At 69.0% G+C, this 12266-nt stretch carries 8 protein-coding genes; 5 read left to right on the plus strand and 3 right to left on the minus strand.

What is annotated here, in order from left to right; genetic code table 11:
* Window positions 1-5: 5 nt before the first annotated feature.
* The 3 genes from PE061_RS20885 to PE061_RS20895 all read right to left on the minus strand — a co-directional run bounded on the left by PE061_RS20885 (window position 6) and on the right by PE061_RS20895 (window position 6152).
* A complete protein-coding gene (locus tag PE061_RS20885) occupies window positions 6-1484 on the minus strand; it encodes an aldehyde dehydrogenase (protein ID WP_271257056.1) in 1479 nt (492 codons plus the stop codon).
* A gap of 95 nt (window positions 1485-1579) precedes the next feature.
* Entirely contained in the window at window positions 1580-4264 is a 2685-nt protein-coding gene (locus PE061_RS20890; protein ID WP_271259258.1) for a helix-turn-helix transcriptional regulator, read from the minus strand.
* Between the two features lie 154 nt (window positions 4265-4418).
* Window positions 4419-6152, minus strand: coding sequence for an amidohydrolase (locus PE061_RS20895; RefSeq protein ID WP_271257057.1), 1734 nt, complete (start codon window positions 6150-6152; stop codon window positions 4419-4421).
* 331 nt (window positions 6153-6483) lie between these two features.
* Between PE061_RS20895 and PE061_RS20900 the strand changes: the two genes are divergently transcribed.
* From PE061_RS20900 to PE061_RS20920, 5 genes are all read left to right on the plus strand, one after another.
* Complete coding sequence (locus PE061_RS20900; protein ID WP_271257058.1) at window positions 6484-7578, plus strand: PepSY-associated TM helix domain-containing protein; 1095 nt, start codon at window positions 6484-6486, stop codon at window positions 7576-7578.
* Window positions 7575-9515, plus strand: coding sequence for an NAD(P)-binding protein (locus tag PE061_RS20905; RefSeq protein ID WP_271257059.1), 1941 nt, complete (start codon window positions 7575-7577; stop codon window positions 9513-9515). Before PE061_RS20900 ends, PE061_RS20905 begins: the two co-directional genes overlap by 4 nt.
* 178 nt (window positions 9516-9693) lie before the next feature.
* Complete coding sequence (locus PE061_RS20910; protein ID WP_271257060.1) at window positions 9694-10323, plus strand: hypothetical protein; 630 nt, start codon at window positions 9694-9696, stop codon at window positions 10321-10323.
* Window positions 10324-10343: 20 nt separating this feature from the next.
* Complete coding sequence (locus tag PE061_RS20915) at window positions 10344-11015, plus strand: Fe2+-dependent dioxygenase (protein ID WP_271257061.1); 672 nt, start codon at window positions 10344-10346, stop codon at window positions 11013-11015.
* A gap of 33 nt (window positions 11016-11048) precedes the next feature.
* Complete coding sequence (locus tag PE061_RS20920) at window positions 11049-12239, plus strand: CaiB/BaiF CoA transferase family protein (protein WP_271257062.1); 1191 nt, start codon at window positions 11049-11051, stop codon at window positions 12237-12239.
* The last annotated feature ends 27 nt before the right edge of the window (window positions 12240-12266 follow it).

The raw sequence follows: 12266 nt of genomic DNA on the forward strand, positions 1-12266 counted from the left end.
TCTCCTCAAGCTGCGAACGGGTCCGGGAACCTGCCCGTGGTCGAAACGATGGTGGTCTTGGTCTCGAGGAACGGGTCGAGCCCTTCGATGCCGTTCTCGCGGCCCCAGCCGCTGGCCTTGACGCCGCCGTAGGGCGTCGACCAGCGGATGTAGCGATAGGTGTTCACCCACACCATGCCCGCCTCGATCCGGGCGGCGACCCGGTGCGCGCGGCCGGTATCGCCGGACCAGAGCCCCGCGGCGAGGCCGTAGGGCGTCGAGTTGGCGATGGCGATCGCATCCTCCTCGTCCTCGAAAGGGATGATCGCGGCAACCGGCCCGAAGATCTCTTCCTGCGCGATCCGCATTCCCGGGGCTACGCCGGCAAACACGGTCGGCTCGACGAAGAAGCCCTCGGAAAGTCCGGCGCGGTCGATCCGCGCGCCGCCCGTCACCAGCTCGGCGCCTTCCTCGCGCCCGATCGCCACGTAGGACAGCGTCTTTTCGAGCTGCTGCGCATGGGCCTGCGGACCCATGTGCGTCGCCGGATCGAGCGGCATACCGACGCGCACGCGCGCGGCGCGTTCGCGGAACGCCTCGACGACCCGGTCGTAGACCGGGCGCTCGACGAGCACGCGGCTGCCGAGCGCGCAGCTCTGGCCGCACAGCGCCCATGCCGAGCCCGTCGCGGCGTTCAGCGCCTGCTCGACGTCGGCATCGGCGAAGATGATGTGCGGCGCCTTGCCGCCGAGTTCGAAGGTGCAGCGGGTGAGCGTGTCCGCCCCCGCCTTCAGGATGGTCTTCGCCGTCGCGCCTTCGCCCGTGAAGCTGATCTTGGCGACGTCGGGATGCGCGACGAGCCGCGCGCCGGCGACCGGCCCGTCCCCCGGCACGACGTTGACGACGCCCGCCGGAAAGCCCGCCGCCTCGAAAATCCGTGCGAGTGCGAGCGACGATGCCGGGGTCTGCTCGGCGGGCTTCAGCACCACGGTGCAGCCCGCCGCGAGCGCGGGGCCGAGCTTCCACGCCGCCGCCATCAGCGGCACGTTCCACGGCGTGATCGCGCCGACGACGCCGACCGGATGCCGCGTCGTGAACGCGTGCACGCTGTCGTCCATCGGGATCGTGCGCCCGCCGAGCTTGTCCGCCAGCGACGCGAACCAGTGATAATATTGGGCGTGCAGCCCGATGTCGCCGCGGGATTCCCGAACGGCGCGGCCGTTGTCGCGCGTCTCGATCTCCGCCAGCGCATCGACCTGCGTCGCGTAGAGATCCGCGAACCTGCGCATCAGCGCCGCCCGCTCCCACGGCGGCATCTTCCGCCACGGTTCGAACGCGTCCTTCGCCGCTGCCACCGCGCGATCAATGTCCCTGACCCCGCCGTAGGCGACATCGCCCCACGGGGCGCCCCGCGCGGGGTCGATGCTCGGCCGGACGCCGCCGTCGACCGGGCTTGCCCATGCGCCGCCGATGAAAAGGCGGTCGAAGCGAAAATCGGACAGCATCCCGACTCCCCAAGGTTTCTGATCCGGGACTTTTTTGTCCCTGTACAGAGATTCGAGTCAAGAAAGCCGACGGGTAATACCCGTCGCGGCGTCCCTCAATGCGTGTGCGCCGCGACCGGTTCGCTGCTCGGTATCAGCCCCCGTTCGGCGGAGATGCGGACCGCGTCGCGGCGCTTGCTGACGCCGATCTTGCGGAAAACCGACTTCAGCCGGTATTTCACCGTGTCCGGAGACATGCCGATCAGCCGGGCGATCTCCTTGTTGGAATGCCCCTGGCTCAGATAGAGCAGCACCTCGGCCTCCGCCTCGCTGAACACGCCGAAAACCGTGGCGCTGCCGCGATGGGCGGCAAGCGCCTTGGCCAGCGATTTCAGGAACTGCGCGCGGAACCGCCCGAGCTGCGCGTCCGCCTGCAGCGCCTCGTCGAGGCAGGGCTGCACGAACTGCCGCGCTTCCACGAACGGGCGGATGATGTTCTGGAACATGGCGATGCTGATCGCCTCGTCGAAGCAGCAGCGCGCCTCCGCCGCCGCGCCCTGCCCGCGCAGGGCTGCGGCGGCGAGGATGTTGACGTCGATCAGCAGGCGCCCGGCGCCCCGCTGCTCCGCCCACGCGCGCAGCCGCCCGATTTCCTCCAGCGCCCGGTCCCACGCGCTGACGAGCAGGTGCAGGCGGACCCGGCACAGCGACGCCGCCGTCGCCACGGGGCGGTACTGCGGCGACTCCTCCGCCATCATGTCGGCCAGCGCGTCGAGGCCGATGACCGCCGCAGCCGCGAGCACGGCCTGCGCGGGCGCGCCCTGCGCGATCTGCACGTCGATATTGCAGATGTCGGCCAGCATCTCCAGCTGACGCAGCCGCCGCCGCGCCGCCACGCGCCGCGCGCGCGCAAGGATGTCGCAGGCCTCGTCGAACGCGCCCTCGCTCGCCAGCGCGCGCGCCTCGGTGAAATAGGCCGCCGCGTAGACATCCACCCAGCCGTCCGACTGCTCCATGTGCGGCAGCGCCCACGACAGCAGCTCGCGCGCCTCGGCGGTCTGGTCCTGTTCGAAGAGGAGTTCGGCCTGAAAGGCGGCACAGTTCGCGGCGAGGTCGGAGCGGCTGCCGAAGTTGTCGACCGTGTCGCGCCATGCGGTTTCCAGGATCGTCCCCGCTTCCTTGGAGCGGCCCTGCGCGCGCTTGATCCGCGCTTCGAGGAAACGCGTGAACAGGTCGCTGTAGAGCGAACCGATGGCGACGTAGTGATCGCGCGCGGCGAGCGTCGGCTGAAGCGCGCGTTCCAGCCAGCCGCCTTCGTAGTACTTGGCGCCCAGCGTCTCACTGAAATTGGCGAGGACGAGATGGTCGTTGGCGGGCAGCTTGCGGAGCAGCGCCTCGCGCGCGAGCAGGTCCTCGAAGGTGACGGGCTGGTTCTCGTAGTCGGAGAGCGTATCGCCGACGACGCGGATTTCCGTGCGCAGGTCGACCGGCATGTCGGCCGCGTCGGCGCCCGCCGCGAACAGGTCGAACTCCGCGCGCGCCGCGCCGATCTCGCCGCGCTTGATCTGGAGATAGACGAGCGCGAGCACGAGGCGCGGCCGGGCGCGAACGAGCGCCAGCGGCAGCTTCCCAAGGCCGCGCTCGGCGACGCCTTGCAGGCCTTGCGGGATCAGCCGCCAGCCGCCGGCCTCTTCCAGGATGTCCCCGATCAGCATGTCGTCGGCGGACAATATGGCGTGGTTGACCGCCTCGGCGATCTGGGCGCGCTCGGCGAACCAGCGCGCGATCCGCCGCTGGAGCGCCGTGAACTGCGGGCGGTCCGAACGCTCGAAACGATCGCGCAGGTAATCGGCGAACAGCTGGTGATAGCGGTATTCGCGGCGCTCCCACGTCACCGGGGAGAGGAAGACGCCCTGCTGCTCGAGCCGTTCCAGCACCATCCAGCCGTCCTGCCGGTCGCAGAGCAGATCGACCGCTTCCCCCGTCAGGCGGTCAAGCAGCGCCGTGCGCAGCACGATGTCGCGCGTCTCCTGCGGCAGCGTCATCAGCACCTGCTCGGAGAGATAGCGCGCGAGGTCAGAGCTCGATCCGCAATACTCGTCGATCACCCGCTCGGCCCCGAGGCCGCGCTTGATCGACAGCGAGGCGAGCTGCACCGCGATCGGCCAGCCTTCCGTGCGGTCGAGCAGCGTGTCGATGTCGATCGTCTCCAGCGACCCGTCGGTGCGGCAGAGGAGGCATTCGGCCTCCTGCGCCGAGAACTTGAGATCGGCCGCGGCGATCTCCAGCAGTTGCTCCTCGGCCGCCAGCACCGACTGGCCGAGCCACGGGTAGTCGCGCGATGCGAAGATGAAGTGGCAGTTGGGCGGCGCGAGCCGCACCAGCGACTGGAGGAAATTCGCGACCGGCTCGCTGTAGGCGTGGTGCAGGTCGTCGAGGATGAGGACGACCGGCACGGGGCGGTCGGCCAGCCCGTTGATGATCGCCGACAGGGCGGCGCGGGGCGGCAGGTCGGCGGAAACGGACCTGCCGTCGTTCTCCTGGAGCATGGCGAGCAGCAGGTAGTTCACGAACCGCTTGAGGTCGCGGTCGTCGTGTTCGAGCGTCAGCCATGCGACCTGCGCCGCGGCGGGGTCCAGGCTGTCGCGCCACTGGGCGAGAAGGCTCGTCTTCCCGTATCCGGCAGGAGCATGGACGAGCGTCAGGCGATGGGTGAACGCGCCGTTCAGCCGTTCAAGCAGCAGGTCGCGGCTGATCTGCTCGCCCATCCACACGGGCGGATCGAACTTGGCGGCGATCATGTCTTGCACGTGGCCTGAGCTCCCTCTGCACCCCCTCTGCCTCGCGAAGTTACGGGTCGAGGGCCGGACTGACAACCGTGCGGCGTCGCCCCCGGCAAACGGCTTCGCAGCCGACCCGAACGGCCGGCGCCGGCAGCGGCGGGACGGTGCGTGCCTATTTGCTCCCCGCCGATCCCACCGACGCCCAGTCGCCGGACACCGGTTCTCCCTTGAACAGCGTCAGCGTCACCTTGGCCTTCGAAATCTCGTGCACCGGTAGTTTGAAAATATCATTGTCGAGGATCACGAGATCGGCGTTCTTGCCCTTGACGATGGAACCGGTGAGCTTTTGCAGCCCGTTGACATAGGCGACATTGATCGTGTGACTCCGGATCGCGTCCTCGAGGCTGACGCCCTCGTCCGGAAGCAGCGGCTTCGCATCGGGCTGCCCGGCGGTGCGGCGCGTCATCGCCACTTCGATGCCTTCGAGCGGGTTTGCGCCGCCCACCGGCCAGTCTGCGCCGTAGGCGAGCTTGCCGCCCGCGCGAACGATGCTTCCGGCGGGGTAGATGTATTCCGAACGCTTCGGGCCGATCGCGGCGACCGTCAGGTCCATGTAGTCGTACCACGACGCCCATGTCGGCTGGAACTGCGCGAACGTGTTCAGATTGCCGAAGCGCGGCTGATCGGCCGGATCGACGACGTTGAGGTGCGTGACCATGTGGTACGTGTCCTTCGCGCCGTTCGCCTTGCGCGCCGCCTCCACCGCGTCGAGCGAAATGCGCACGCCGCCGTCGCCGATGGCGTGAAAGAACGCGTGCATCCCGCGCGCGTCGACCGCCGTGGCCGCCTGCTTCAGCGTGTCGGGCGCGATCTGCGGCGTCCCGCGCTCACGCCCGCTGTTCTCGTAGGGGGCGAGCATGTACGCGGTCTTCTGCGGGATCACGCCGTCGACGTAGAACTTGACCGTATGCGTCGGGATGCCGAGCGCGTTCGCCCGCTCCGCCGCCTTCAGCAGGCTCGGCAGCTGGTCCATGCCGCGCTCGTTCTTCCATTTCAGCGAAACGGTCACGTAGCTGGTCAGCTTTCCGGCATCCTTCACCGCCTTGTAGGCGTCGATCATCGGGCTGCCGCCGTCGTCGTCGAACTCGACGCCCGCGTCGTTCCAGCCGACGATTCCAAGGCTGTTGAAATGGTCGGCGACATAGAGGATCGAGTTCTCGATCTCGGTCGCGGTCGGCGCCGGGATCATGGACTTGACGAGGTCCATCGCCGCTTCCTGAAGGCTGCCCACGGGCTCGCCCGTCGCGGGGTCGCGGTCGATCGTCCCGTTCGGCGGATTCTTCGTGTCGCGCGTGATCTTCGCGACCTCGAGCGCCTTGGAATTGAGCCAGTATGTGTGACCGCCGGTGGATTCGAAGATCAGCGGACGCGTCGTCGAGACCTTGTCGAGAACCTCCTTGCGCGGAATGCCGCTGGGCGGAAAGAGCGCGTCGCTCCAGCCGATGCCGTAGATGGCGCCGTCGCCGGGCGTATCGGCGACGCACTTCGCGATCGTCGCCTGATAGTCCTCGATGCTCTTGCCCTCGTGCAGCGGGCAGCGCGAGCGGCTGAGGCCGCCGAAAAGCGGGTGGGCGTGCGCGTCGCCGAACGCGGGAAGGACGAGGCGGCCGCCGACGTCGACCGTCCTCGTTCCGGAGCCGCCATAGGCCGCCATCTCGCCGTTCGTTCCGACGGCAACGATCTTGCCGTCCTTGATCGCCACGGCCTGCGCCCACGGATTCGCGTCGTCGACCGTATAGACGCGGGCGTTGGTGATGACGAGGTCGGCAAGTTGCGATTCGGTGGTCGCCGTGCCGCCGCACGCCGCGAGAAGGACGGCGAGGGCGCAGCCTCCGGACCTCGGCAAAGCCCGGGCCGGCTTCAACGGCAACGGCCTCACGTCTCGAACGGCGATACTCATGCCCCACCCCTTCATGCCAGTCGCTTCGGTTGTTGCGAGGCCCCCGGAATCCGCTCCTCGTCCGGCGCGCCCCGCCTTTCCCATTCAATATCAGCCGCTCCTGCGGATGAATCTCTTTTGAGGGTAACGGAATGTGCAAGACGGGTAAGGCGAAGTGCCTCTCCGGCCGGGCAGGCGCCTTGCCCTCCCCATCTTCCCTCCGGTTTTACCCATAAGGGCGCTTTGCCTTCCGCCTCCGGGCAATAGAGTTGCGGGCTCCCGGGAGAGAAGGGCTGTAATGTCGAGTTCGCCAGTTGTCCGGCGCCCCTGGCGCAAGCGTATCGTTGCCATCCATCGCTGGCTCGGAATCGGCGCCGCCGCGTTCTGGCTGATACAGGCCGTGACCGGCACGTTGCTCACGTTCCATTTCGAGATCGAGGACGCGCTGCTTTCGGCGCGTCACCAGCCGACCGACCTCGCCGCGATCGAGCAGCGCATCGACGCTTTCGCCGCCGCGGGAGGCGAGGCGAAGGTCAACTGGATCTGGACGACCGCCGGGCTGCCCGACCGCTACATCATTTCGCATGTCGGCGCCGACGGAACCGCGCGCAGGGCCTATATCGACGGGTCCGGCGCGGTCCTCCGCGACAAGGCCGCGAACGACCACAGCGTCCTGAAACTGGTCCGCGAGATTCACCTCACGCTCGCCGCCGGCACCATCGGCCATTGGCTACTCGCGGTCACGGGCCTGCTTCTCGTCACCAATCTCGTCGCCGGCCTCGCGGTCGCATGGCCCGCGCGCGGCCAGTGGCGCGCCGCGCTTCGTCCCCGGGGCGGCACCTCCAGGCCCTCCGGCCTCCATTCATGGCACCGCGCGATCGGGCTCTGGGCCGTCGCACCGGCCATCGTCATCGCCGCCACCGGCACCCTGATGCTGTTCGAGCACGAACTCGGCGAGCTTCTCGGCGTTCCCGAGATCGCCCTGCCCGCCAATCCGCCGCGGGGCGAGGCGGTCGGCTTCGCCGCCGCGGCCCGCGCGGCGACGGCCGCCATTCCCGGCAGCCGCTTCGTCGCCACGACGCTGCCCTCGCCCGGCGATGCCAGCTACTACGCCTGGGTGCGGGCGCCCGGCGAGCTCTATCGCGGCGGCTACGGCGGCAGTCTCGTGATCGTCGACGCGAACGACGGCAGGGTGCGGGGCGCATGGCCGGTCACGGAGGCCGATCCCGCGCGGGCCTTCCTCGCGTCCTTCTACCCGCTGCACACCGGCGAAAGCATCGGGACCACCGGCAGGGTCCTCTCGATGGCGATCGGCGTCTGGCTCACCGTTTCCATCGTGCTCGGCACCCTGCTCTGGCTGCGCCGCCGCCCGGCCCGGAGACAGGCATCATGACGGATACCCGCCGCCTCGACGCCGCCCTCGGCATGCGCGAGCGGATCACGCGCCGCGATTTCGTGAACGGCGTTCTCGTCGCAGGCGCGGCCACCCAGCTCCCGGCCTGCGGACGCACGACGGGAACCGCCGAGGGACCCTTCGCCCCCTCCGGCTCGGTGTGGACGGGATATGGCGGCGTCGGCGACTACGCGTGGTCCAACGGCAACACGCAGGCGGTGATGGATGCTGCCCACGGCATCCGCGACCGGCTCTATCCGGACCCCGGCCGAACCCCCGTCGACGAGAGTTTCGACCTCGTCGTCGTCGGCGGCGGCTTTTCGGGCATGACCGCCGCCTACGAGTTCGGCAAGCGCGGCGGCGCGGGGCGGAATTGCCTGCTGCTGGAGAACCACCCCATCGTCGGCGGCGAGGCCAAGCAGAACGTGTTCGAGATCGACGGACGGCAGCTTGTCGCCCCGCAGGGCTCGAACGGCGGGCTGCTATTCAAGCCGGGCTATGTGCGGGGGAGCTACGGCAAGGGCCGCTACGAGGTCTACACGGACTATTACCACGAGCTCGGCCTCGCCTCCCACTACGATCTCGAGCCGCTGGCGGGCGGCGCGGAGCGGTACGAAATCCCCAACTATCATTTCGCGCCGATGGCCCCCGGCTCCGAACGCGGGTACGAGACCGGCTATCATTTCCGGGATCGCGGATGGGTGCGAAACCCGGCGCGCGACGGCTTCGCGCACACGCCCTGGCCCGCCGACGTCCGAAAGCAGATGGACGACTACGTCCACAACCGCCGGGACATATTGTCGGACCGGAAAGACGCCGAGGCGTGGCTCGATTCGATCACCTACTACGACCTGCTCGACGGGCTGGGCTACGGCGAGCAGGTCCGCCGCTACGTCGATCCCTATCTCGCCGTCGCGAACTTCGGCGTCTGCGGCAACGCCATATCCGCCTACGCGGCGCACAGGCTCGGCCTGCCGGGGACGACCATCCCGAAACCCGCCGGGAACAGCGGCGCGGCGCACATCGGCGTCGTCTCGTTCCCGGGCGGCAATGCGGCGATCCTGAGGATGATGCTGGCGCGGATGATCCCCGGCAGCATCAAGGGCGACGGCAGCACGGCCGCCATCGCCTCCGCGCCGATCGACTTCGGCGCGCTCGACCGACCGGGGGCGCCCGTGCGCATCCGCGGCGGTGCGACCGTCATCGACGTGCGGCACGAGGGGACGCCGTCCGCCGCCGAGCACGTGCTCGTCACCTACGTGCTGGGCGGCAAGGTCCGGAAGGCCCGCGCCCGCGCCGTCGTCATGGCCTCGGGCGGATGGGTCAACCGCAACATCGTCGCCGACCTCGGCGAGGCCCATGCGGGCGCCTACGGCGAATTCCACTACGGCCCGGTCCTCACCGCCAACGTGGCGCTGCGGCACTGGCGTTTCTTCGACAGGCTCGGGATCATGGCGGCGCGCTGGTTCGAAGGGCTCGGCTGGCACGTCGCGGTGCGCCGCAACGTCGCCTTCGGAAGCCCCGCCCCGCTCACGCCCGACGATCCCGTCGTGCTCACCTTCTACATCCCCTTCCTCCGGCCGGACCTCCCTGCGGACGCGCAGGGACCGGCGGCGCGCATGGCGATGCTCGAGGCGAGCTACACCGATCTCGAGCGGCAGATCCGGGCGCAGATGAGCGAGATGTTCGGCGCCGCGGGCTTCGATGCGCGGCGCGACATCGCCGGCATCGTCCTCAACCGCTGGGGCCACGCCTTCTGCGCGCCGCAGCCGGGCTTCTTCCTCGGCCGCGACGGCAACGAGCCGCCCCCCGACGTCCTGCGCCGCCCGCACGGACGGATCGTTTTCGCCCATTCGGAGCTTCAGGGCCTGATGAGCATGGCCTACGCCATGACCGAGGCCTACCGGGGCGCGGATCAGGCGATGGCGATGCTCTGACGGCCCGATAGCGGCGGCGCGCCCGCAACCGCCGTCTTACCCTTCACGGGAAGCGGCTTACCCAACAGCCTTGCTGCCCGCCTCCCCGCTTTATGGTGTCTTCGGCCCGCGCAGAATCGGATCGTTCCGGCAAGGACGGCTCCGGCACCGTCGTTCAGAACAAGGAGGGTATGAACCAATGCAGACATTCACGATGAAACTATGGTCCGTCGCGGCCGGCGTCGCCGCCGCCTCGGCCGTGGCGACGCCGGCCGCGGCGATGGCCGATCCGAACGCGCCCACCGTCCCGTCCCCCACCGATTTCGTCTATCCCACCGGCTTCGACAAGGCGCTGTCGCTGATGCTGGCGGGCGAAGGCGGCGAGAACGGCATCGGCTCGCAGCGCGTCTGGCCGACGCTCTCGTTCCCCGCGCTCACCACCGATCAGATCCGCAAGGCCGTCAGCGGCAACTCGCTCGTCATCCCCTATCACTACACGCATCAGTACAGCGCGGACGGCAAGGTCGGCGGCTACAACATCCGCTACGACCCGGTCGACCTCAAGAAGTGCCCGAAGAAGGAAATCCCGGGCGACGGTTTCCTGCTCTACGAAGGCGTGTGCAGCGCGCAGGTGAACGAGCCCGTCACCGGGTCGTGGCAGGCCAGGGACGACAAGCTCTGCGTCGACATCGCCTGGGCGGGCAAGTCGCAGATCAGCGGCTGCTATACAATGTTCTTCGTCATGGATAGCGTGGCGCTGGTGAAGCCGGACGGCACCGTTTCCGGCAAGGCGCACGGCCTCAAGAAAGGCGCCGCGCCCGACATGTAAGGACGGGACGGGGACAAGCGTTGATCATCTGCATCTCGGACATTCTGGGCGCCGACCAGATCGACCGGCTTGTTCGGATGATGGATCGGCAGGCCTTCATCGACGGTCGCGAGACCGCCGGCTGGGCGGCAACCGGGGTGAAAGAGAACAAGCAGGTCGCCGGCGACTCTGCGGACTATGCCGCCATGCAGGCAATGGTCACGGAGGCGCTGGCGGCCAACCGTTTTTTCGCGACGGCGGCCATGCCGCGCACCATGCGCCCGATCCTTTTCAGCCGCTATCTGCCGGGCATGAGCTACGGCCTTCATGTCGACAACGCGCTGATGGGCGATGCCCCGCAGACGCGCATCGACCTCGCCTTCACGCTGTTTCTTTCGGACCCCGCGAGCTACGAGGGCGGCGAGCTTGCGATTGACGAGCCCGCCGGAACGCGCACGTTCAAGCTGCCCGCGGGCGCGGCCATCCTCTACCCCGCCAATACGCTGCATCAGGTGAACACGGTCGTCTCCGGCCGCCGGGACGTCGCGGTCGGATGGATTCAGAGCCTCGTGCGCGAGCCCGACAAGCGGCGCATCCTGTTCGAACTGGAAAACCTCCGGGCGACGATGTTCGCCGAGACCGGCAAGACCGCCGCCTTCGATACGCTGTCGCGCAACACCAGCGACCTCTGGCGCATGTGGGCCGAGACCTGATCCGGCGCGAAAACTGAAAAAGGAAAAGGCATCATGCTGCCGCTGCTGAGCGGAACACGGATCATCGAGGTCGGCGCCGTGGTCCTCGGCCCCTACGCCGGCCAGATCCTCGCCGATCTCGGCGCGGAGGTCATCAAGGTGGAGCCGCTCGAGGGCGACATCGCCCGCCATGCCCATCCGTCGGGCGAGGGCGGCGGCGCGCTCTTCGTCAACAACAACCGCAACAAGCGGATGCTGGCTCTCGACCTCAAGCGCCCGGAGGGCCGGGCGGTGCTCGCGCGGCTCATCGCGTCAGCGGACGTCCTCTTCCACAACATGCGCGTCGAGGCGGCCGAGCGCCTCGGCCTCGGCTTCGAGGCCGTCGCCGCGATCAATCCCGCGATCATCCACTGCGCGGCGACCGGCTTCGGCCGGCGCGGCCCCTATCGCGACCGGCCCGCGTTCGACGACATCATCCAGGCCGCGAGCGGCATCGCCGGGCTCGGTACGGCCACGGGCGGCGATCCACGTTTCGTGCCCACCGTCCTCGCCGACAAGGTGGCCGCGCTTCACGCCGTCTACGGCATCCTCGCCGCGCTGGTGGCGCGCGGTCGCGGCCATCAGGGCGCGATCAAGGTCGAGGTGCCGATGTTCGAGGCATTGACCGCCTTCCTCCTCAACGAGCACCTTGCCGCCGCGACCTTCGCGGCGGGCGGCGCGCCCGGCTATCCCCGGATACTCTCCCCCAACCGCAGGCCGTTCCGGACTGCGGACGGCTGGATCGCGGTCCTGCCCTACACCGATCGCCAATGGCACGCCTTCCTCGCCGAGATCGGCCGCGAGGACGTGACCCGGGAGGCGTGGTTCAAGGACCCGCGCGTGCGGCCCGCCCATATCGACACCCTCTATGCGATCGTCGCCGACAGCCTGCCGCACCGCACCACCGGCGAATGGATCGCGGCGCTTTCCGCCCGCGACGTGCCCTGCTCGGAGGTGCCGGGCCTCGCGCAGTTGCTCGTCGACCCGCACCTCTCGGAAATCGGCTTCTTCGATGTTCCGGCCGGCTACCCGGAGGGGATCGCCCGCGCCCTGCCGCAGCCGGTGCTGTTCGGCGACATCGCCCATGCGCCGGACACGCCCCCGCACGCTCTCGGCGAGGACAGCCGCGCCGTCCTCGGCGAGATCGGCCTTGCCGAGACCGAGATCGCGGCGCTGATCGCGGCCGGGGTCGTCGCTGCCGACTGATCGGACGGGCACCCGCCCCGTCCGCCG

It is taken from the genome of Sphingosinicella microcystinivorans, assembly GCF_027941835.1.
Taxonomy (GTDB): Bacteria; Pseudomonadota; Alphaproteobacteria; order Sphingomonadales; family Sphingomonadaceae; genus Sphingosinicella.